This window comes from Embleya sp. AB8 (assembly GCF_049739465.1).
In the GTDB taxonomy this organism is placed as follows: Bacteria; Actinomycetota; Actinomycetes; order Streptomycetales; family Streptomycetaceae; genus Embleya.
The window spans coordinates 33082-53399 of sequence record NZ_JBMHHY010000008.1 but is presented as its reverse complement, the minus strand read 5'-3'; the positions used below and the strand labels follow the sequence as shown (position 1 = coordinate 53399).

The 20318-nt window shown below is 70.6% G+C and carries 22 protein-coding genes; 4 read left to right on the top strand and 18 right to left on the bottom strand.

The annotated features are described in order from the left end of the window. Positions 1-18 precede the first annotated feature (18 nt). The 4 genes from ABIA38_RS13295 to ABIA38_RS13280 form a co-directional block, all read right to left on the bottom strand. Positions 19-1428, bottom strand: a complete 1410-nt coding sequence (locus ABIA38_RS13295; protein WP_424638781.1) for a vWA domain-containing protein — start codon at positions 1426-1428, stop codon at positions 19-21. Then, positions 1425-2843: a hypothetical protein gene (locus ABIA38_RS13290; protein ID WP_424638780.1), complete on the bottom strand. Its 1419-nt coding sequence runs from the start codon at positions 2841-2843 to the stop codon at positions 1425-1427. The genes ABIA38_RS13295 and ABIA38_RS13290 overlap by 4 nt, the downstream gene beginning before the upstream one ends. Continuing rightward, the gene (locus ABIA38_RS13285) at positions 2813-3316 is read right to left on the bottom strand and encodes a hypothetical protein (RefSeq protein ID WP_424638976.1); all 504 of its coding nucleotides are present in this window, start codon (positions 3314-3316) and stop codon (positions 2813-2815) included. Before ABIA38_RS13285 ends, ABIA38_RS13290 begins: the two co-directional genes overlap by 31 nt. A gap of 196 nt (positions 3317-3512) precedes the next feature. Further along, positions 3513-3956 (bottom strand): NUDIX hydrolase, encoded by a 444-nt coding sequence (locus ABIA38_RS13280; RefSeq protein ID WP_424638779.1) that lies wholly within the window; start codon positions 3954-3956, stop codon positions 3513-3515. Positions 3957-4111: 155 nt separating this feature from the next. Between ABIA38_RS13280 and ABIA38_RS13275 the strand changes: the two genes are divergently transcribed. Beyond that, a complete protein-coding gene (locus ABIA38_RS13275; protein WP_424638778.1) occupies positions 4112-4813 on the top strand; it encodes a hypothetical protein in 702 nt (233 codons plus the stop codon). Between the two features lie 17 nt (positions 4814-4830). Here the strand turns inward: ABIA38_RS13275 and ABIA38_RS13270 are convergent, their stop codons facing one another. Then, positions 4831-5847, bottom strand: a complete 1017-nt coding sequence (locus ABIA38_RS13270) for an EamA family transporter (RefSeq protein ID WP_424638777.1) — start codon at positions 5845-5847, stop codon at positions 4831-4833. Positions 5848-5984: 137 nt separating this feature from the next. Between ABIA38_RS13270 and ABIA38_RS13265 the strand changes: the two genes are divergently transcribed. Next, positions 5985-6521 carry an Lrp/AsnC family transcriptional regulator gene (locus ABIA38_RS13265; RefSeq protein WP_424638776.1) on the top strand — a complete coding sequence of 179 codons (537 nt, stop codon included), beginning with the start codon at positions 5985-5987 and terminating at the stop codon, positions 6519-6521. Between the two features lie 227 nt (positions 6522-6748). On the opposite strand, the gene ABIA38_RS13260 is transcribed toward ABIA38_RS13265, so the two are convergent. Beyond that, positions 6749-7345 (bottom strand): TetR/AcrR family transcriptional regulator, encoded by a 597-nt coding sequence (locus tag ABIA38_RS13260; RefSeq protein ID WP_424638775.1) that lies wholly within the window; start codon positions 7343-7345, stop codon positions 6749-6751. Between the two features lie 592 nt (positions 7346-7937). On the opposite strand from ABIA38_RS13260, the gene ABIA38_RS13255 reads away from it, so the two are divergent. Continuing rightward, complete coding sequence (locus tag ABIA38_RS13255) at positions 7938-8720, top strand: hypothetical protein (protein ID WP_424638774.1); 783 nt, start codon at positions 7938-7940, stop codon at positions 8718-8720. A gap of 97 nt (positions 8721-8817) precedes the next feature. On the opposite strand, the gene ABIA38_RS13250 is transcribed toward ABIA38_RS13255, so the two are convergent. The 5 genes from ABIA38_RS13250 to ABIA38_RS13230 form a co-directional block, all read right to left on the bottom strand. Then, complete coding sequence (locus ABIA38_RS13250) at positions 8818-9459, bottom strand: hypothetical protein (RefSeq protein WP_424638773.1); 642 nt, start codon at positions 9457-9459, stop codon at positions 8818-8820. A 274-nt stretch (positions 9460-9733) separates the two neighbouring features. Then, positions 9734-10306 carry a dihydrofolate reductase family protein gene (locus tag ABIA38_RS13245; RefSeq protein ID WP_424638772.1) on the bottom strand — a complete coding sequence of 191 codons (573 nt, stop codon included), beginning with the start codon at positions 10304-10306 and terminating at the stop codon, positions 9734-9736. Positions 10307-10371: 65 nt separating this feature from the next. Further along, positions 10372-11109 carry an SRPBCC family protein gene (locus ABIA38_RS13240; protein ID WP_424638771.1) on the bottom strand — a complete coding sequence of 246 codons (738 nt, stop codon included), beginning with the start codon at positions 11107-11109 and terminating at the stop codon, positions 10372-10374. Continuing rightward, positions 11106-11747, bottom strand: coding sequence for an ArsR/SmtB family transcription factor (locus ABIA38_RS13235; RefSeq protein WP_424638770.1), 642 nt, complete (start codon positions 11745-11747; stop codon positions 11106-11108). The genes ABIA38_RS13240 and ABIA38_RS13235 overlap by 4 nt, the downstream gene beginning before the upstream one ends. A gap of 144 nt (positions 11748-11891) precedes the next feature. Then, positions 11892-12398 carry an SRPBCC family protein gene (locus tag ABIA38_RS13230; RefSeq protein ID WP_424638769.1) on the bottom strand — a complete coding sequence of 169 codons (507 nt, stop codon included), beginning with the start codon at positions 12396-12398 and terminating at the stop codon, positions 11892-11894. Between the two features lie 377 nt (positions 12399-12775). Between ABIA38_RS13230 and ABIA38_RS13225 the strand changes: the two genes are divergently transcribed. Then, a complete protein-coding gene (locus tag ABIA38_RS13225) occupies positions 12776-13126 on the top strand; it encodes a hypothetical protein (protein WP_424638768.1) in 351 nt (116 codons plus the stop codon). Positions 13127-13145: 19 nt separating this feature from the next. Here the strand turns inward: ABIA38_RS13225 and ABIA38_RS13220 are convergent, their stop codons facing one another. From ABIA38_RS13220 to ABIA38_RS13190, 7 genes are all read right to left on the bottom strand, one after another. After that, positions 13146-13850, bottom strand: coding sequence for an HAD family hydrolase (locus tag ABIA38_RS13220; protein ID WP_424638767.1), 705 nt, complete (start codon positions 13848-13850; stop codon positions 13146-13148). Beyond that, positions 13850-15205, bottom strand: a complete 1356-nt coding sequence (locus ABIA38_RS13215; RefSeq protein WP_424638766.1) for an ABC transporter ATP-binding protein — start codon at positions 15203-15205, stop codon at positions 13850-13852. Before ABIA38_RS13215 ends, ABIA38_RS13220 begins: the two co-directional genes overlap by 1 nt. Before the next feature lie 8 nt (positions 15206-15213). Further along, positions 15214-16059 (bottom strand): carbohydrate ABC transporter permease, encoded by an 846-nt coding sequence (locus ABIA38_RS13210; RefSeq protein WP_424638765.1) that lies wholly within the window; start codon positions 16057-16059, stop codon positions 15214-15216. Beyond that, positions 16043-17002 carry a carbohydrate ABC transporter permease gene (locus ABIA38_RS13205; RefSeq protein ID WP_424638764.1) on the bottom strand — a complete coding sequence of 320 codons (960 nt, stop codon included), beginning with the start codon at positions 17000-17002 and terminating at the stop codon, positions 16043-16045. The genes ABIA38_RS13210 and ABIA38_RS13205 overlap by 17 nt, the downstream gene beginning before the upstream one ends. Next, positions 16999-18357 carry an ABC transporter substrate-binding protein gene (locus ABIA38_RS13200; protein ID WP_424638763.1) on the bottom strand — a complete coding sequence of 453 codons (1359 nt, stop codon included), beginning with the start codon at positions 18355-18357 and terminating at the stop codon, positions 16999-17001. The genes ABIA38_RS13205 and ABIA38_RS13200 overlap by 4 nt, the downstream gene beginning before the upstream one ends. Then, positions 18357-19199, bottom strand: coding sequence for an MBL fold metallo-hydrolase (locus ABIA38_RS13195; protein ID WP_424638762.1), 843 nt, complete (start codon positions 19197-19199; stop codon positions 18357-18359). Before ABIA38_RS13195 ends, ABIA38_RS13200 begins: the two co-directional genes overlap by 1 nt. Positions 19200-19385: 186 nt before the next feature. Then, positions 19386-20282 (bottom strand): LysR family transcriptional regulator, encoded by an 897-nt coding sequence (locus tag ABIA38_RS13190; RefSeq protein WP_424638761.1) that lies wholly within the window; start codon positions 20280-20282, stop codon positions 19386-19388. Between the last annotated feature and the right edge of the window lie 36 nt (positions 20283-20318).

Sequence of the window (20318 nt, the reverse complement as noted above, 5' to 3'; positions counted from 1 at the left end):
CGGCGACAGCCGGCCGAACTACCCGAGGAACGACTTGAGTTCGTGGACGAGCTTGTTGATGTGGCCGGACAGCACCGGCGTACCGAGGTCCTTGAAGCGCTCCCGGAACCACGGGTTGACGCTCCCGCGGCCGGAGCTGGTCACCGAGCCGACCGGGATGAACTTCGCGCCGGAGCGGTGGATGGCGGCCATGCTCTCGAAGAGCGGTTCGGTGCGCCATTCGTAGAAGTCGGAGATCCACACCACGACGGTGTTGCGCGGTTCGGCGATCTTCGGTCGGGTCAGCGCCATCGCGACCGTGCCGTCCGTGCCGCCGCCCAGCTTGGTGCGCAGCAGCGTCTCGAACGGGTCGTGCACCCAGGGGGTGAGGTCGATGGCCTGTGTGTCGTAGGCGATCAGGTGTACGTCCACCTTCGGCAGGCCGGTGAAAATGGACGCCAGGATCGTGCAGTTGACCATCGAGTCGACCATCGAGCCGGACTGGTCGACGACCACGATCAGCCGTGCGGGTGTGGTCTTGCGGGCGGTGTGCCGGTAGAAGAGGCGGTCGACGTAGAGCCGTTCCTCCTCCGGGCTCCAGTTGGTGAGGTTCTTCCAGATCGTGCGGTCGATGTCGAGATTGCGGAACACCCGCTTGGGCGGCACCGACCGGTCCAGTGCACCGACACTGGCCTTGGCCACTTGAGTGCGCAGCACCTGGGCGACCTCGTCGACGAAGCGGCGGATCAGCGCCTTGGCGTTGCTCAGCGCGACGCCGGAGAGGTTGTTCTTGTCCCGCAGGAGTTGCTCGATCAGCGACATGCTCGGGGTCAGCTGCGCGGCGAGCCGGGAGTCGGCGAGGACCTCGCGCAGCTGCATACGTTTGACGAGATCGGCCTCGATGGCGGCCAGTTCGGGGCCGATGGTGGGAATGAGGTTGCCCAGATCGGGAGTTCCGGCGGCGCCGCCGGTGCCGGTCGGGGAAACACCTCCCGGAGCTCCCGAACGGCCGGCGCGCAACTCGCCCGGCCGGCAGCCCACGGCGCGCTCCAGCCAGCCCGCGTCGGCCTGCCAGGCGGACAGTTGCCCGGCGCTGACCGTGCCCGATCCGGTGGCCAGGACGTTGAGCAGCACCTTGGACACCAATGCGGCGCGGCGCACCTCGGCGGCCCGGTCCCGGTCGTCCGCGTCGGGCTCGGGCACCATCAGCCCGTCGAACTCGGCGGCCAGTTCCGGGTGGCGCTGCACGATCGAGTCGACCGAGACGCGTGGGTCGAGCAGTTCGGTCGGCAGCCCGATGTCCTCGACGACGGCCAGGCTCGCCGCTTCGAGGGACGCCTGCTCCTCGTGGTCGAAGACGCGGGCGAGCAGTCGCCAGTAGAGGAGTTGGCGGCGGTTCTCGTCGGCGCCGGTGGCTTCGGGGGTTTGGGCACTCGTGGGATCGGTCATCTCCGCAGCAACTTTCCGGCACGTTCGCGCAGCGCCGCGACGGCTTCCGTGGCGGCCTTCTCGGCCTTGGCGCCCTGCTTGTCGTCCGTTCCGCCGGCCCAGCCGCCGGCGTGGATCGCGACGACCTTCTTCTTCACCGTCGTCTCCACGGCGAGCGGCTGGAGGTGGAATGTCCCGGCGTCCCAGCGCAACAGGCCGATGCACGCGCTCGACGCGGCGACCGCTTCCGGGGTGAGCGGGCCGGCGGTCGGTATACGGTCGGTGTCGACGGCCAGTCGGTGGCCGGCGAGGGTGAACGTGGTTGCCTCGTCGGCGTGTTGGACCTGGTAGTCCGCCAGGAACACCGGTGCGGCCAGGCTCGCCGGGTGGCGGTCCAGTGGTGCGGTCGCGACGGCGCCGGCGGCGGGCAGCGCGACCCGGGCGGTGGCGAACGCGTCGGCGGGTTTGCCGACGCGCGCGTGTGCGTTGCTCCAGATCAGGTCGCCCGCGCCGGTGATCGGCATGTCGGTGAGGTCCATCGAGCGGCCGTCGCCGGCGGCGGCCAGGAGCGACAGGTGCGGGCGCAGCAGTTGCCACACGCCGACTCCGACGACGGTGTCCGGCTTGGGCACCGACACGCTCGCCCGGACCAGGTACGGCGGGCCGCCGTCGGCGGGCTCGAGGACGGCGTGTACCTGGGCCTGGGCGGCGGTCGCGTGCTCGTGTACGTCGACGCCCAGCGGCAGCAGCCGGCCGGTCGCCGTACCGATCGTGGACGCGCCGGCGGCGCCGGGCCGGGTCAGCAACAGCGCCCGCGACCACAGGTCGGCCCAGCGGCGGACCGGCACCCGGTCCAGGGCCGCTCCCGGGCAGGACGTGGCGAGTTCGGCCGCGAAGCCGTCCAGCAGCGTGGCCGGCCGGCGCAGCGCCGGGTCCGGCAACATCGCGGCGACCACCGGCGCGGAGCCGGCGATCAGGTCGTGGTCGATGCCCTGCCAGCCGGCGCGGGCCAGGTCGGCGAGCCAGGAGCGGGCGGCGATCAGCAGGTTCGGCGCGGGCGCGGCGTCCGGCTGCGGGGTGGTCCCCTCGCTTCGGGTGCGCCCGGTCGCCTCGTCCACGCGGGCGGTGAGCGCGTCGTGCGCGGCGCCGAGGAGGGCGGTCCGGGCGGCGGCCAGGACGACGAGGTGGTCCTCGCTCGCGGCACCGGCCACCGCCTTCTCCGCCGCCTCGGCGACCTGCGCGGCGAGCGGTGTGCCGGCGAGCGCGGCGGCCAATTCGGTCAGCGCGGCGGCCTGGGCGGGCTGGGGGCGGAGCAGGCCGCCGATCAGGGTGCGGTCGAACGCCTCGACGACCGCGAGGAGTTCGTCCAGTCCGGCGACGGGTTCGACGAGTGCGTCGATGCGCATCAGGCCACCGCCCGGGTCGGCGGGAACCACTGCAGCTCCGGCAACGGCGAGGTGGTCGGGGCGAGTTCGAGGTAGGCCAGTTGGCGCAGGAAACGGCTGAAGACCGAGGCGGCGGCGGTGGCGTCGGCCGGCGGCGGCCCGGTGTTGCTCATCGCGAAGGCGATTCCGCTCGCGGTGGGCGCGGTGTCTGCGCATTCGATCCGCAGGTAGCGCGCGACCCGCTCGGCGCCGTACTGCACCACCGACTCGTCGATCAACGCCCCGATGTGCTTGCAGAACGACCCGCGCGCGCCGCCACAGGGTCGATTGTTGTTGGTACTGCACGCGAAGGCATAGTGGCCCGCGGCCACCGACGAGACATAGACCCGCCCGAAGTCCGAGCCGCTGGAAACCACCCCCTGCAACCGCCCGTCCGCCAACTCGACGAACGGCACCTTGGCCAACTTGCGTGGCCGAGCGGGCGCGACGACCCGCGCCGTGCTCGACTCCTCCCAACCGGACAACACACCATCTCCTTCTACGCATGAGCCGAGGGAAGCCCCACACCGAACCGGCGGGACGACCACGAACGTAGTAGCGGTCACCGACAACCACGCGGGCGGATCATGGTGTCGGCGGGATCGCCCGCGTGCGTACGGCCGTTCCGGCGCGGGGGTCGGCACGGGCCGGTCGGCGCCGTACCGCGTCTACGGCCCTCGGTCAGGCCGCCAGGGCTCCGCTGCGGCGCAACATGGGCAGGATGTGGTCGGTGAGCGCCGGGGCCAGGCGCAGGTCCCCGTCGTGGCCGGTGGTCCAGCGCAGGGCGGCCAGTTCGGCCGCCGGAACCGGTTCCCGGTCGAGCCGGGTTTCGAAGACGGTCAGCCGCATCGGGAGGTCCTCCAGGACGGCGACCGAGTCGATCTCGGCGAGGAACCGGGGGGCGACGAGGCCCGCGCCCAATTCCTCGTCCAGTTCGCGGCGCAGGGTTTCCAGTGGGCTCTCCCCCGGGTCCGGTTTGCCGCCCGGCAGGTAGAAGAACTCGGGGGCCGCCTGCTTGCTCACCACCATGAGCCGCCCGGCCCGAACGATCACCGCCGCCACCACGACCAGGGCGTCCGGCGTCGCGGGACTCGGTATGTACTGCGTCGGGTCTTCGTGCGTCATGCGGTCGATTCTGGCAAACCACCGTTTTGTTGCCGTGTCGGGTGGGCGGTTTTCGGCCGTGCGCCGGACCTTGACGGAAAACCTACCTGTGCGAGCCTTGCGGATAGTGATTGAGTGACTTCTGTCGGTTATCACGCTTGGGTAAGGGGTCACGCGTGATCGTTCAACTGTACGGCGAGTGGACCAGACGCTCGGATACATCCGCGAACTACGAGCAAGCCGTGGCGGGCTGCCAGGAGTTCGCGGACAGGCAGAAGAAAGCGTTCACCGCCGATGGCCGGCGGCACGAACGGGCGATGGTCAACAAGGGTCTGGCCCTGTATCTCGATGTTCCGCACCACCTGCTCGGCTTCGACGACTCGGGCGCCCGGGGCATCGCCGAGGTCCGACCGAACGACTGGGACAGCGGCTTCCTGAGCTTCCACGTCGGCTGCCGACGGAGTTGGACCGACGGCGTGGTCACCGCGCCCGAGTCGGTCCTGTGGGAGGCGATCCACGCCTACTGGAGCATCCGGGTGGCGGGGTATGCCGAGGCGTCCGCTCGCGAACGGCAGGCGTGCCGTCGGGGGTTGTCGCCGTCGGGCGCGAAGGGGGTGCCCTCGGCCGAGGATCTCTCCGGCCTGATCGACTACACCCGCTGCCGGCAGTCCGGCCCGGTGGTCGTGGTCGCGGGCCGACATGTCGAGTTCGAGGAGCCGGCCGACCCGCACGAGCAACTGCCGTTCCTGGTCGCACTGTCCGATCCACTGCACCCGCTGCCGCACACCGGCCCATACAGCTTCCGCGGCGACGGCGACCGGGCCCGCCCACAACGCACCGGACGACTGGAACCGCCGCTCCGGATGGGGCGCCGCTGACGGAGTACACGGCGGGGTCAGCGGGTGGGTTCGGCCTCGGCGGAGGTGTCGTCCGCAGGCATGTCGCCGGTCGGCTCCTCGGTCGGCCGGGGCATGCGCGCGGGCTCTCGGGTGGGCGTGGGCGTCGGTTGGGCCGTGTCGTTCGGTGTGGGCGCGGGCTTCGGCCCGCGTCCGCGCGTGGCGACGATGAGGACGACCGAGGCGACGATGATCGCGCCGCCGAGGTAGACGTTCGGGCCGATCGACTCGCGGGCGATCGCGGCGCCGAGCAGGACCGCGATCACCGGGTTGACGTAGGCGTACGTCGCCACCGTGTCGTTGGGCAGCGCGGAGTTGACGTACATGTACGCGCTGAACGCCACGATCGAGCCGGCGAACACCAGCCAGGTCAGCCCGAGCCACGAGGCGAGCGAGATGTCGGCCGGCTCGAAGCGGCCGAACTCGCCGCGCAGCGCGGCCAGTACGAGCAGCGCGAGGCCCGCCGTGATCATCTCCAGGGCGGCCACCACCAGCGGATGCCTGGGCAACGGCGCGGTGCGCGCGTATATCGACCCGGCCGCCCACAACACGCACGCGATCAGGATCATCACCGCCGCGCCCACGTTCACCTCGCCGCCCGGCCCGCCGACCAGGACGCCGATCCCGACCGTGCCCATGACCAGCGCGAGCAGGACCGGGCCGGACACCCGGGTCCGGGTCACCATCGCGTTGATCAGCACCATCCACACCGGCACGGTGGCCACGATCAGCGCGGCGAGCCCCGAGTCGAGGTGTTGTTCGCCCAGACTCACCAGACCGTTGCCGCCGACCAGGAGCAGCCCGCCGATGATCGCCGCCGAGCGCAGGTGCGGCCAGGTGGGCCGCTCGGCGCCGCGCGCGTGTCGCGGACCGACCACCGCGAGCATCAACAACCCCGCGACCAGGAACCGCACGCCCGCCTGGAGCAGCGGCGGGATCGTCTCGATCGCGTAGCGGATGCCGAGATACGTCGACCCCCACAGGATCCACACGGTCACGAGTGCGACCCAGGGCAACAGGCGACGTTCTCGCGATAGAGAAGCCAAAGCAATCCCCATGCCTCAGTAAGTTAGGCAAGCCGAGCTGATAGCCTTTTTTATGGAGTAGATCGACAGAGTAGAACCACCGCGCGTACGGAAACAAGAGGATTTCGATGACACGGCAGCTCGACGAGATCGACCGAGCCCTGCTGCGGGCGCTGAGCAACGACGGCCGGCAGACCGTACGCGCGCTGGCCAGATCGGTGGACCTGTCCGAACCGGCGGTCCGCGATCGTTTGCAACGACTGGAGCGGGACGGGGTGATCACCGGCTACCACGCGAACTTCGCCCCGGAGGCGGTGGACGCCGGCACCGCCGCGTTCATCGCGCTGCGCTTCGACGCCGGCCGGGCGGCGCGCGATCAGGTGGAGGCGGCGATCCGCCGGGAGCCGGCCGTACTCGAGGCACACGAGGTGGCGGGCGAGGACTGCTTCTGGATCAAGGTCCGGGTCGCCTCCACGGCCACGCTGGCCGACACGCTGGATCGGATCCGGGCGATCCCGGTGATCCGCGGCACGGGCACCACGATCGTGCTGCGCACGGTGTTCGAGCGCACGCTGCTGTCGGGCGAGGCGACGGGGAGCGCGCCCGGGGACGCGGCTCGGGGCGTTGACGGCGGCGCGGCAGGCGGCCCGGCGGCCGACGCGTGAGTCGTTGCGCCGATCGGGGTCGATCTCGGGTAGATCGCCGGCGCACGTCCCGGCCCGAAGTCCGCACGGCGGCCGGGTCGTTGCCCGGCAGCCGCGAGGCGGGCGGGTCGGACCGCTGCTTCGCATTGCTCTTGCTGCCGCCGTGAGTGAGGTGCTTGACCCTCACGTGGCGTCAGGCCGCATAGTCGGTGCCGTGGAGGATCACGCGGGGCCTTCGTGCGGCAGTGCTAATCCGGTTGCAGGGAGCGCCAGATCCGATCGGGCAGGATCCGCACGGCTTGGTCGAGATCCATGTCGTAGGTGCTGGACAGCCAGCGGTGTGCGGCCTCGGCGACCGGTCCCATGACCAGCACCTCGATCAGGGGCGCGGGCATGGGTGCGATCTCTCCCGCTTCGATCCTGGGCCGCAGCCAGTCCGCGATCACGGCCAGCTTGGCGGCCTTGGCCGTACGAATCCGGTCGGAATGTGCCGACAGGTAGCCGGAGTAGGCGGAGCCGTGGATGAACAGAGCCGCGTCCGGGTGCTCTTCGGTGAACCGCAGGTAGGCCGTCACGAGTGCGCGTACCCCGGTACGGGCCGTGCGGGCCCGGGTCACGGCGGCGATCATCTCGTCGAACAGCTGCTCCATGCACTGGGTGTACAGGGCGGCGGCGAGACCGTCGAAGCTGCCGAAGTGGTGGTAGAGGCTGCCGAGGCTGACCCCGCCGGCCCTGGTGACGGCATGGACCGTGAACCCCGACTGGCCCGATGAGGCGTACACATCCAGTGCGGCGGTCAGGAGACGGTCGACGGTGGCCTCACCGCGCTGCTGCTTAGGCGACAAGACGGGGTCCCGCCGATGCCCTGCCCCGCCGGGAACGGGTACTGTCCTCGCCCCCGGCGACGCCTGTCGTGCTGCTGTCCGTCATGACGAACAGCCTAGTGCGGTCAAAGACTAGAATAGTTTTCTAGAACAATGCTTCACATCGACTGTGTGGCGAACCATACTGTCACGCCTGGCGACTTGGCGATGGGCGCGGATGGACTTCGACACCGGCGCACATGGCGGGGCGCCGGGCAGTTGAACAGGGGTCTGCATGGGGAGGGACGTCTGCATGAACACGATGTCTTCGGTCGGGCCGGGGTGTACCCGGCCCCGTTCGCCGGCCGGGCGCGGTGGCGGGTTCCACCGGCGATCACCCGCCTGACCGGCAAGAGCACCCCGACTCCACGCCACGCCACGCCAGTTCCATGACCGGCAACTTCAGGATGGAAACCACCCGATGGGTCTTTTCGGCCGCAAGACGAAGCAGCCCGCGCAGTCGAGGGCGACCACAGCGACCGGGCCCGGGCTTACGGAGCATCCGGTGTGCAGCCTTCGCGTGGGGATGCGGAAGGCGGAGGTGACCCGGCGGATCGGGCCGCCGACGTCTTCCATGACCACCGATCAGTTCGAGGGGATGCACAGCATCACCTGGGACGGGGAGAGGGAAGATCTGGAGTGCTGGCTGTACGGCAGTGGCAATGCCGCACCGAAAGGGTTCATCTTCGAGGTGGTCATCCGCTCCGGGCGGCTCACAACCGTGCGGGTGAAGCCACTGGGTCAGGACGGCCGGGAGCTTGCGACGGTCATCCGGATCAATGAGGCCGGCGTGCAGGCGGTGTCGCCCTACCGGGAGGCACTGGGCGCACAACCGGCGGACTGGATCACCGCCTCCGTGCCGCCGGATGAGCCGACGCGGCCGGGAACCCGGGAGCAGCGGGTCGCGCTGATCCGGGAGGCGACCGGCCGGGCCGCCGCGAAGGGCGCGTCCGTCGGGGACCCGGTCGACGAGCTGGACCAAATCGCCCGCGAACGCACGCTCGATCCGGAACTGCTGGCGTTCATCCGGGACACGCTCGCGACCGATCCGCGAGTCCTCGATGCGTATCCGAATGCGAAGGCGGCGGTCGCCGTCCGCGCCACCGAGGGCGTTACACCGAAGAACACGGATCCGATCGATCAGCTCATCGCGATCGGCAGGTCGGAGGGGGCGCTCTTGGCGCCTCGGGAATCGGAACTCAGAGAACGCATCCAGGCCATCGGCGCCGCACTGAACGAGACGGGCGGCATGGAGTCGATGCGGCAAGCGCACGCGGCCGTCCGCAAGGCTCTGGGCGCCGCCCGAGCCCGCGAACTGGAAGTGTCCTGGGACGGGATCGGCGATTGGCTTGGCTAGACGCCCTACCCGGAAGACCCCTCCCGCCGGATCCGGCAACACCGCACCTTCTCGCCCCAACCCCTGATCGACGAGCAGCGCCCACGTTGCGCGGCGGTCACGGGCGGGGGTGGGTGCCCAGGCGCAGGTGCGCGTCGAGGGCGCCGTACAGGGCTCGGATGTCGGCCGGGGTGAGCACGGCGCCGACTCCGCCGACGGCCACGCGTACCTCGTCGGCGGTGACCGCGAACTCGATTGCCGAGCCGCTGTGTCGCACCGGCTCGCCGTGTACCAGGCGGCGCAGTTCGGTCTGCCCGAACCGCCGCGAGGGCGGCGCGGCGTTGTACGCGCGGGCGGCACGGCCCTGGTTCGGCGGCGGTGCGGGCAGCCCGCAGGCGATCAGGAACCCGCGCGTGACCTGGTCGATCGGCCCACCCTCGGGCGGGTCCTGGCGAAACGCGGCGATCACCTCGGCGGCGGTCGCGGTCTCGTCGTACAGCGGCAACGTCCGCAACACCGGCGCGATCAACGTCCGGGTGTACCCCGCGTCCCGCTGCTCGGCATAGCGCGCCCGCAGCAGCCGAAGCGAACGATGCACCGGATGCTCACCGATGACGAACCGGTCCCGATCACACCGCCCCGGGTGCCCCACGCGCCCGTTGCTCCGGTACATCCGCCCGGAGTCGGCGACCACCGCGGTGACCTGCATCCGCGTGCCGGGCTTGGCCAGTTGATAGCCCACCACCATGGTGCTGTGCATACACCCTCCCCCACCGCCGACCCCACCCCACCCGACAGCCCCTCGGGACCACGGTAGATCGCCGGCGACCACGACTCGCCCCCGATGGCCAAAGTGGCAACGGACTGTTTACCTTCGGCGCGGGTCCGGCTTGCGTTCGGCGCGGGTCCGGCTCCCGTTCGGCGTGGGTGCGGCTTACGTTCGGCGTGGGTGAGCCGAACTCGCCGCTGTCGTCCCGAAGCCCGGCGCGCACCGGGTCGACCGCGGCCGCGGTCCGGGCTGTTGCGTGCCCGGTTCAGCGGACGACGTCGAGGACGTTCATCTGCAGACCGTTGGCGTACACGGCGTGCTCGACCAGCTTCAGCTTCTGCGCGTCCTTGTCCGTGGCCGGGAACAGCCGCTTGCCCGCGCCGAGCAGCAGCGGGAAGACGAGCAGGTGGTAGCGGTCGATCAGGCCGGCATCGGCCAGGCCCTGGTTCAGCGACGCGCTCCCGTGCACGATGATCGGGCCGCCCTCGGTCTCCTTGAGGGCGGCGACCTCGTCGAGCGAGCGCAGGATCGTGGTCTCGCCCCAGTTGGAGACCAGGTCGTCGTCGGTGAGGGTGGTGGAGACGACGTACTTCGGCATCGTCTTGTAGTCGGCGAAGTCCGCCATGTCCGGCCACACCGGGCTGAACGCCTCATAGCTGGTCCGGCCCATCAGGATCGCGGTGGATTCCTGCTGTTCCCGCACCTTGAGGTCGAACGCTTCGGGGAGGAACTCGATGTCCTTGAAGGTCCATCCGGCGTTGCGGTAGCCGGGCTCGCCGCCCGGGGCCTCCACGACGCCGTCGAGCGAGATGAACGCGGTGCTGATCAGGGTGCGCATGAGCTTGTTCCTTGGTGTCTCGTGTCGATTCTTGGACTGCCTGCGGCTGTTGGGCACTGCCGCGGTCAGGCGAGGATGCCGTTCAGCCACCGCTGCCAGGCGGCCTCGGCCCCGTCCGTATCCGGCCCGAACAGGTGATGGAACATCACCGCCACGCCGGAGCCGTAGTGGAAGGTGTAGATCCCGTCGGCGGTGCGGACCGCCACCCGCTCACCGTCGGACCAGACGACTTCACCGTCCAGTGGCGGCAGTTCGGCCGGCTCGGCGTGCGCCCGCGCACCCACCACGACCGGAGCCGGCAGCGACAGCCCGCGGCTGAGGGCCGCCCCCACCTCCTGCGGCGATTTCCCCTGCGCCGGCGCCATGGCGAAGACGGGGACCCCGGTGCGTCCGGGGAAGTGGGTCAGGTATTCGCGGAGCGTGTGGAGATGGAAGGGCCAGCCGCGGCGCAGGGCGTCGTACTCGTCCTGCCAGTCGTCGCCGAGCAGGCCACTGTGCACGGCGCGAAGTACGGTACTGCCGCGGTCCCTTCCCTCGATGAGGTACTCGAAGGCCATGAACCGGCCGTCCTCGCCCGGAGTGGTCCGGCTCGCGAAACGTTTGCCGGGCTCGTAGGCGGTGATCACCGCCTCCTCGCGGTGACCCGCGGTGTCCATGGCGGCGATGCCGCCCGCACGTGGCTCCACTTCGTTGCGACCCATGAACCAGGAGTCGATGCCCGGTCCGGTCGCGATCGCTGCCCAGACCTGTTCCGGGCTCGCCGGAAGGGTTGTCTCCAGCTCGATTTCGAACGGGTGCGTCATGGTTTCTTCTCCTCCTGTTCCGCTGCCGGTTCGTGCTCGTGTGTCCCGCCGGCCAACTGCCGCTCGGGGATCTGGTGGAGCCCGACGATCACCCGGTTCCGCCGCCCCCCCGGGGCCGATTCGTCATGGTAGCGACCGACAAGTCCGGCCACCGCCCGGGCCAGTTCGTCGGCGAAGGCCCGCCGGTCGGCCGCCGAGGCGAAGCGCACCTCGGCATCGATGCCGAAGCTCGCGACCCGCTGCTTGGCCCGGGCGGCTCCGGTCACCAGCATCCCGACCTCCTGTACCAACCGGGCCCCCAGTGCCAGCAGCCAGCGGGCGGAGAGCTGGTCGGGAGCTCGGGAGGGATCCGGACTGACCGCGGCCAGGGCACTGGGGGAGATCACGTAGGAGGCGGCGGTGGCGCGGTACACCCGCTCGGTGACGTTGCCCTTGCGTCGCTCCTCGGCGAGCTCGACCAGCCCGTGTCGTTCCAGTTCCTTCAGGTGGTAGTTGACCTTCTGTCGGGGCAGCCCCAGACGGACGGCCAGCATGGCGGCCGAGCCGGGCTCGGCCAGGGCGGCGAGGATCCGGGACCGTATCGGGTCCAGGGACGCCTCGGCCGCGGCGGGTTCTTCGATCACAGCGACGTCCAGCACTCCTCCAGGATCGACCCGACGGTAAAACTTGTCAAGACAAAAAAAGTTGTCGGTCAGGCGGATGCGTCTTCCCGGGGCCGGGTCATGCGAATGCCGACGCGCCGGAAACCGGTCGGGCGACGGGGTTCAGGGTCGCGACGGGGTTCAGGGTCGCGGCGGGACCGGCGGCTCGGCGTCGCGGACAGCGGCCAGCACGACCGGGTCCGAGCAGGCGCGCGCGAATCCGGCGATCCGGTGCTCGATCTCGCGCCCGAGCACGAACGCTCCGATCCGATCGGCGATCGGCACCAGTAGGCGTGGACGAGTACCGAAGTTGTAGCGCCAGATCGCGCGCGTGCGCTGCGGCTCTCCCTCGACGGCGATGAAACGCCAGCCGCCGCCCATCCTGGCGAAGAACCAGGACCCTTCGACCATCTTCATGCCCACGTTGGTCGGCGGCTGGTAGGAGACGTACTCGCTGATCATCCTGAAGCCGACCCGGTGCACGGTGAGGGTACGTACGCCCTTGCCGGGCTCGGTCGCCCCGTGGAGAAAGCGCTGACTGCGGATGAACGGGTCCCACCGCTTGCGCACGGCGCCGGTCGTCTGCGACACGGCGAACGCCGTCGCGATGGCGACGGGTACCTCGACTGACGCTTCCACCATGGGCATACCGCCCATCGTGTCAGGCAAAGCCGGACACCGGGCTAGGACGCGGACGACTGCCGGGCGCCTTCGCGGCCCACGACACCGCATCGCCGGCCGCACGAGCGTAGCCGAGGTCGGTGGTCCTCCCCGGGCCGGTCTCGCTGCGCGCGAACGAGACGCAGTCGGGATCGGGTGACCGCGCGAACGAGACGCAGTCGGGATCGGGTGACCGCGCGAACGAGACGCAGTCGGGATCGGGTGACCGCGCGAACGAGACGCAGTCGGGGATCAGGTGACCGCGCGAACGAGAAGCAGTCGGGGATCAGGTGACCGCGCGACCGGCCAACCAGCCGATCGAAAACCCCCACGGCGGCCGTCCGTTCGCCCGATAGGCTCGCCACATGTCTTCAGTACTGGTGATCGGTTACGACCCGGAAGCGATACCCGGCATCGACGGCAAGTCCGTTCTCGCCGTCCTGGACCACGAACTCGTGCGATTCGCCGAGCAGGGCATCGACGCGGCGCTGTCCCTGGTCGTCTTCGACGAGGCGGCCGAGGCCACCCTGGTGGCGGCGTTGGCCCGGCAGCCGTGGGATGTGGTCGTCATCGGGGGTGGCATCCGCAAGGCCGAGCAGTTGCTCACCTTCTTCGAGCACATCGTGAACCTGATTCGCCGTCATGCGCCCCAAGCCGCCATCGCGTTCAACACCAATGCCGGAGACAGCGTCGAGGCCGCCCGGCGTCAACTGTGAGCCCGGTACGACGAAGGGGTCACCTCGCGGAGGCCGATCCGGACGAATCGGCCTCCGCGTCCGCAGCGAGCAGGCTGTCCAGCGCCGCGATCGTCGCCTCCGTCGACACGTGCTCGATCGCCCGCCAGCCCCGCTCCCGGGCCGCCGTACAGTTCGCCGGGACGTCGTCGATCAGCACGCATCGGTCCGCACGGACGCCGGCCGTGGTCTCGGCGAGGGCGTAGATCTGCGGATCGGGCTTGCTCAGGCCGCAGACGTGCGAGGCGATCACCGTGTCGAACAGGCCCGGGAACAGGTGCGGGGCCGCCTCGTGCAGCAGGGCCTGTCGGTGCGGCTCCCACTCGAGCACGCTGTTCGTCAACAGGCCGATCCGCAACCCGCGTTGCTTGAGGACCTCCAGGTGGCCGAGCAGGCGGGTGTCGATCCGGCGGCCCTCGTACCAGTAGTCGCCGAACCGGCCCAGGTCGATACGCGGGGTACCTGCGGGACCGAGCGCCGCGGTGACCCGACGGCCCCATTCGGCCTGCGACACCCGCCCGCGCTCCATCGCCTCGAACGCGGCGGTACATCCGGTACTCGGCGCGAGGTCGAGCGCGACGCGCCGTACCGCGTCCAGGAACGCCTCGGCCGGGACCTCGGCGGCGGCCAGGACCCGGGCCAGCGCCTCGTCCAGGGGCGACGTCAGCACGCCACCGAAGTCGCTCCACACGACGATGTCGGCCATCACGCCCGCACCGTCTGCCCGAGCCGGGCGTCGGCAGCGGCGGTGTCCACCGGGACGCGCAGCCCGTCCGGCCCGAACAGGTGCAGCCGCTCGGCCGCGACCCGCACCCGAACCCGATCCCCCGCCGCCCGGAACACCCCCTCGGCCGGCACGGTGACCGCCCACGACGAGCCGCCGTCGACGGCGCTTCGGCAGGTCAGCACCCGCCCGTCGCCCGTGTACTCGACGATGTCGACCACCCCGTCCAGCACCAGCCCGTCCGACACGAGCCCGTCCGACACGAGCCCGTCCCCGCCGAGCCCCTCCCCCGCACCGCCGTCCGCCAACACACCATCCGCCGGCCGCCACCCGAGCAACAACGCCCCGGCAGGCACCTCCCGTCCACCCGGCGAGAGTCGCGCGCGCAACCCCGGCGCCTCCAGCACCCCGGCCGGTTGCCCGGCAACCGCCTCCACCGCCTTTACCTCCTGAAGGTTCATCGCCGGGCTACCGAGGAATCCGGCCACGAACGTATTCGCCGGTCGGCTGTACACCTCCTGCGGCGACCCGGCCTGCGACAGCCGTCCCCCGTCCAACACCACCAGATGGGTGGCCATCGACAACGCTTCGAGCTGATCATGCGTCACCAACACCGCAGTACAGCCGAACTCCCGATGCAGCCGGACCAGTTCGGCCCGCGCGTGCTGCCGCAACTGGGCGTCCAACGCGGACAGCGGCTCGTCCAACAACAACACCGACGGACCGCGCACCAACGCCCGGGCCAGCGCGACCCGTTGCCGCTCGCCGCCCGACAGCTGGGTCGGCCGGCGCTGCTCCTTGCCGTCGAGGCGCACCAACGCGCACGCCTGGCGCACCTTTTCGGCGATCTCGGCCCGCGAGGCGGGAGCGGCGGGAGAGACGGGGGAACCAACACGGGCGGCAGAGACAGCAGTGGCGGCATCCGAAGCCCCCGCCCCCACCCCCACCCTCGGCGTCAACCGCGCCGCCAACCCCCGACGCCGATCGTGCCGGGCCTGCATCCGCAGCCCGAAGCTCACATTCTCCGCGACCGTCATGTGCGGGTACAGCGCGAAGTCCTGGAACACCATGGACAGGTCGCGTCGCCCGGGCGGCAGGTCCGTCACATCGACGCCGTCGATCACGATCCGCCCGGCGTCGGCCGTCTCGAGGCCGGCGATCAGCCGCAGTGCGGTCGACTTGCCGCAGCCGGACGGGCCGACCACCACAGTGAACGATCGTGGTGGGATGGTCAGTTCGGGCAGATCCAGGGCCGGTCGGCCACCGGCGCCATGGTCGCCGTAGGACTTGACGAGATCGCGCAGCACGATCCCGCCGGAGGCGGGTCGGTCGGTCATGTCGGGGGTCACCGCAATCCGGAGTGGAGGAACGCGTCGGCGATGCGACGGGAGGCGAGCAGGTAGACGGCGACGACGGGCAGCGTCGACAACATGGCCGCCGCGAGCAGTGGCCCGGGGTTGGGCCCTTCCTGGTTCTGGAACAGTTGCAGTCCCACCTGGATGGTGGTGTGGTCCCGGCTCGGCGCGGCGAGCAGCGGCCACAGATACTCGTTCCAGGTGCTGATGAACACCAGCACCGCGACCGCGCCCAACGCCGGGCGCAAAAGCGGGAGTACCACGAATCGCAGGGTCTCCCACGGGGTGGCGCCCTCGAGTGCGGCGGCCCCGATCAGCCCCGGCGGGATGGCCTTGACGTGTTCGTGCAGGAGGAGCACCGCCAGTGCGCAGCCGGAGAGTTGGGGCAGGACGAGTCCGGGATACGAGTCGCGCCAACCGAGTTCGGCCAACATCAGGAAGTGCGGCACGATCAGCGACTGGGCCGGGACGACCAGGGCCACCGCCAGTGCGCCCATGATCCAGCCGCGCAGCGGGACCCGGAAGCGCACCAGCGCGTAGGCCGCGAGCACGCCCACCGCGAGCTGCGCGAGGGTCACCCCGGCGGCCATCAGGAAGGTGTTGACGAGCAGTCGCCCGATCGGGAAGTCGTCGAGCGCGGTCCGGTAGTGCTCCAGGCTCGCGGGCACCGGCAGCGGGTCGGTGCCGTAGATGTCGTTGGCGGGCTTGAACGAGGTGATCAGCGCCCACAACACCGGGAACAACATCGCCCCCGCGACGGCGATCAGCACGGCATGCCGCCCGACCGCTCGCAGGACCTTGACCACCGGCTCGACGGTACTATCGCGTCTCGGCACGAGCAGACCTCCCGGCAAGGCGCCCGGCCACGATCCGCAGGCCGAAGAGCGCGGTGAGCGCGAGCACGATGACGACCGCCGCCGCGGACGCGGCGCCGATGTCGAAGAAGGTGAACCCGTAGACGTAGAGCCGGTGGTAGACGTTGTCCGTGCTGCCGTCGGGCCCGCCCTGGGTGAGCACCGCGACGTTGGTGAACACCCACTGTCCGGCGAGTACGACACACACGAAGCCCAACAGCACGGTGGTGCGGCGCAGTTGCGGCCAGACCACGAAGCGGGTGATCTCCCATTCGGTGGCGCCCTCGATCCGGGCGGCCTCGATCCCGCGCCGGTCGATCGCCGCCAGGGCGGCGCCGAACAGCAGCATGTTCAGCGCGATGATCTTCGCGGCGGTGACGGCGACGATCACCGGCAGTGCGGTGTCCGGGTCCCCGAGCCAGTTGCGATCGTCGGCGAAGCCCAGACCGCCCAGTGCGGCATTGGCCACTCCCTGAAGGGGATTCAGGACGAACTGCCACGAGACGGCGGTGGCCACCGGGGCCAGCACCACGGGCAGGAACAGCAGTGCCCGATAGATCTCGGACATCCGGCCGGGCCGTTTCCACAACATGATCGCCAGCCCCAGCGGAACGAAGGTGGCGAACGGCACCATCAGCGCGACATAGAGCACGGTACGGCGGATCGCGCGCGGGAACTCCGGTTCGCCGAAGAGTCGTTCGTAGTTGTCGGTGCCCACGAACGGGTGCTGATCCGAGGTCAGGTCCCAGTCCAGGAAGCTGAGTACCCCGGTGAACACCAGCGGCCCGTAGACCCACACCACCAGCGAGAGCAACATCGGCGACAGGTAGAGCCACGGCCCGAGCCGCCCGCTCCGGCGCTTCCCGCCCGCGCGCGGCACCGCGGCGGTCTCCCCGCGCGCGCCCTCCACCAGTGTGGCGGTCACGATCGTGCGGCCAGCGAGCGGATCTTGGCCGCCGCCTCGGCCAACGTCTTCGCCGGATCGGCCTTGCGCAGCACGATCGGCTCCACCGCCTCGTCCTGGAGGGCCAGCACCGCCTGGTTGGCGTTGCGTCCGGGGAAGAACGTGTACGGCGTGACCGAGTCGAGTTGGTCGAGTGCCGGCAGCAGCCGCTTGTTCTCGGCGAAGTAGCCCCCGAGGTAGGCCGGATCGCTCACCAATGCCTGACGCAGCGGCAGATAGCCCATGTCCCGGGTGATCACGGTGAATCCCTGGGCCCCGGTCAGGAAGCTGACGAACCGCCAGGCGGCCCGCTGCCGAGCCTTGTCCTTCGTCAGCACCGCCAGGCCCGCCCCCGAGTAGGTGGGCCGCGCCGGTGCGTCCGTGAAGCGCGGGAAACCGGCCGTGCGCAGATCGAACTTGCCGCTCGCGGCCTTCTCGAAGTTGGTCAGCGCCGCCGTGCTGAGCACGATCATCGCCAGCTTCCCGCCGGCGAACGCCGCGACCGCGTCGTTCGCGGACACCGCCGGTGCCGCGCCGGAGACGGTGAGGTCCTGGAGCGCGGTCAGCGCGCCGACCGCGGCCGGATCGGTGAGCGCCAAACTGCCGTCGGGGCGCAGCAGCGTACCGCCGTTGCTCGCGATCACCGACTGCGTCAGGTAGTCGGACTTGCCCGCGTCGGCCACCGCGAAGTAGCAGCCCTGGGCACCGGAGCGGACCACGGCCAGCGCGGCGTCCTTGATCTCGGCGACCGAGCGCGGCGCACGGTCGGGATCGAGGCCCGCCTTGCGGAACAGGTCGGCGTTGTAGAACAACACCGGGATGGACATCGTGTAGGGCATCGCCTTGACCTTGCCGTCGTGCCGGACGGCCGCCAGCACCCCCGCCGACATCCCGGCGACGTGTGCCTGCCAGTCGGCGGGCGCGGGGAGGTCCTGGACCGGCACGAGCGGCAGGTTCGCGTACGCCTCGGCCATCTTGCTCCAGCCGATCTGCGCGACGTCGGGTGGATTGCCGGCGGCGGTGTCCGTGCGCAGCTTGGTCAGTACGTCCTTGACCGCGACGCCCTGCGGCTTGATCCGGACGTCCGGGTTGGCCGCGTGGAACGCGTCGATCAGCTTCTGCGTGCCCTGGCCGCCCAGGTCGGGCGTGCCGTAGTTGTAGGAGAGGAAGTCGAGGGTCACCGTCTTCCCACCGCCGCCCCCTCCCCCGCCGCCACCGCACGCGGCGGTCAGCCCGGTCAGCCCGGCGACTCCGAGCAACCCGAGCACGGATCGGCGGGCCAACACCGGCCCACCGCTTCCCTTGCCGCTGCTTCCGATACTGCCGATCGCCTTCACTACGAACCCTTCCGAACGTCGAATCGAGCCCCGGGGTGGGCCAGCAGCACCGGCCCGGCGTAGACGGCCGCCGCCTCGGCCCGGCGGGCGGCCAGCCAGTCCGGGTCGGCGGTGACGAAGTGGGTCAGCACCAACTGCCCGGCTCCCGCGGCCGCCGCGGCGCGGCCCGCGTCGGCGGCGCTCAGGTGGCCGTGCGCGCCGTTGTCGGTCTGCTCCAAGGTGGCCTCGGCCAGGAGCAGATCGCTGTCCCGGGCCAGTTCCGGCAGTGCGTCGGTGACGCCGGTGTCGCCGGTGTAGACGAGCGTCCCGTCCGGGCCGGTCACCCGTACCCCGCAGTTCGGCGCGGCGTGCCGCAACTCCCGGACGTCCACCCGGCAGTCGCCCACCGCGAAGTCGTCGCCCGAGGTGTACTCGCGGACCTCGAAGGCAAGTTCGAACGCCTGGTCCAGGAGCGGCATCGTGGTCACCGGGAACAGCGCCGCCAGCCGGTCGAGCACATCACGCGCGCCGGCCGGTACGTACAGCGGCAACCGCCCCCGATCGGCACGCCGCGGCGGCAGCGCGGCCCGCTTGAACGACTCGGGCAGGTCGCCCGGGTAGGGCACGGTGGCGGCCAACAGCCGCTTGCCGAGCGGGAGCAGGTCGTAGCAGTGGTCCAGGTGCATGTGGCTGATCACCACGGCGTCGAGCCGGTCCGGCCGGGTCACCGTGCCCAGGCCGGTCATCACGCCCGGTCCGCAGTCGAGCAGGATCCGGGCGCCGGCCGAGGTGACGAGATAGCCCGAACTGGCCTGCCCGTCGGCCGGCATGCCCGAACGACATCCGAGCACGGTGAGTTGCATTTCCGATTCCGATCTACGAGTCGACGCGAAAGGCACTGCCTTCGCACCGAAATCGTGATTCACCGGCTCCGCCCCGGCAATGAGCAATCGCCGAACGCGCCATTGCTGCGGACAATCGCCGAACGCGGCACCGGGCCATGGCTCGGCGCCCTCGATCGGGCCCGTCGATACGCCGAGGAACACCGGCTACGCGTGCGCGACCTCGACCGTCTCGACGCTGTCCAGGAACGCCTCGACCACGGGATCGTGGTCGTCGGCGCGCCAGACCACGTCCAGGCTCAACATCGGCACCGGATCCACCAGCGGCACCACGCTCAACCCCTGCCGGGCCGGTTGGATCGCGCGGACCGCGGCCGAGGCGAAACCCACCACCGGCCGGGTCGAGACCACCACGCCGGTGGCGCCGGTGTCGTCGACTTCGTCGGCAATGGTCAGGCTGATCCCGCTGTCCTCGGCGGCGCGCACGATGGTGTCGTACATCGCCGGGCTCTGTTCACGCTGGAACAGTACGCAGGGCTGGTGCGCGAGTTCGCGAAAGGCCACCTGTTCGCGTCGCGCCCACGGATGCCCGTCGCCGACCACCGCGACCAGCGGCAGGGACAACAGCCGGCGTGAGCGCAACCGCGCGCTCAACGGCCGGCCGAAGATCAGCGCGACGTCCAGGTCTCCGGCGAGCAGCCCGGTCAGTTGCGGTCCGCTGCGCTTCTCCCACAGTGAGGTGACCACCCCGGGATAGTCCTCGGCCAGGCGCTGCAGGGTCGGCGGCAGCACCCGCTGCCCGGCCGGGAAGTTGAACCCGACCTTGACCGTGCCGACCCGCCCGGCCGCCGCCTCGCGGGCCAGGTCCGCGGCCTTGGCGAGCCGTTCGACGATGCCCTGCGCCTCGGCGCGGAACACCCGACCGGCGGGGGTCAGCCGTACCTCGTGCGACGTGCGGGCCACCAATACGACGCCCAGTTCCTTTTCGAGGCGCTGGAGTTGTTGACTCAGCGAGGGTTGCGCGAGATGCAGCCGTTCGGCGGCTCGGCCGAAATGCAGTTCGTCGGCAATCGCGAGAAAAGACTCCAGGTAACGGAATTCCATGTGCCATCCTTCCCGGAGCGCGTGCCTTCGCCAACC

Coding starts and splice junctions, on each gene's coding strand:
- ABIA38_RS13295 (WP_424638781.1), bottom strand. CDS start 1,428: ATGACCGATCCCACGAGTGCCCAAACCCCCGAAGCCACCGGCGCCGAC.
- ABIA38_RS13280 (WP_424638779.1), bottom strand. CDS start 3,956: ATGACGCACGAAGACCCGACGCAGTACATACCGAGTCCCGCGACGCCG.
- ABIA38_RS13265 (WP_424638776.1), top strand. CDS start 5,985: ATGACACGGCAGCTCGACGAGATCGACCGAGCCCTGCTGCGGGCGCTG.
- ABIA38_RS13255 (WP_424638774.1), top strand. CDS start 7,938: ATGACCACCGATCAGTTCGAGGGGATGCACAGCATCACCTGGGACGGG.
- ABIA38_RS13250 (WP_424638773.1), bottom strand. CDS start 9,459: ATGCACAGCACCATGGTGGTGGGCTATCAACTGGCCAAGCCCGGCACG.
- ABIA38_RS13245 (WP_424638772.1), bottom strand. CDS start 10,306: ATGCGCACCCTGATCAGCACCGCGTTCATCTCGCTCGACGGCGTCGTG.
- ABIA38_RS13240 (WP_424638771.1), bottom strand. CDS start 11,109: ATGACGCACCCGTTCGAAATCGAGCTGGAGACAACCCTTCCGGCGAGC.
- ABIA38_RS13230 (WP_424638769.1), bottom strand. CDS start 12,398: ATGCCCATGGTGGAAGCGTCAGTCGAGGTACCCGTCGCCATCGCGACG.
- ABIA38_RS13225 (WP_424638768.1), top strand. CDS start 12,776: ATGTCTTCAGTACTGGTGATCGGTTACGACCCGGAAGCGATACCCGGC.
- ABIA38_RS13220 (WP_424638767.1), bottom strand. CDS start 13,850: ATGGCCGACATCGTCGTGTGGAGCGACTTCGGTGGCGTGCTGACGTCG.
- ABIA38_RS13215 (WP_424638766.1), bottom strand. CDS start 15,205: ATGACCGACCGACCCGCCTCCGGCGGGATCGTGCTGCGCGATCTCGTC.
- ABIA38_RS13195 (WP_424638762.1), bottom strand. CDS start 19,199: ATGCAACTCACCGTGCTCGGATGTCGTTCGGGCATGCCGGCCGACGGG.
- ABIA38_RS13190 (WP_424638761.1), bottom strand. CDS start 20,282: ATGGAATTCCGTTACCTGGAGTCTTTTCTCGCGATTGCCGACGAACTG.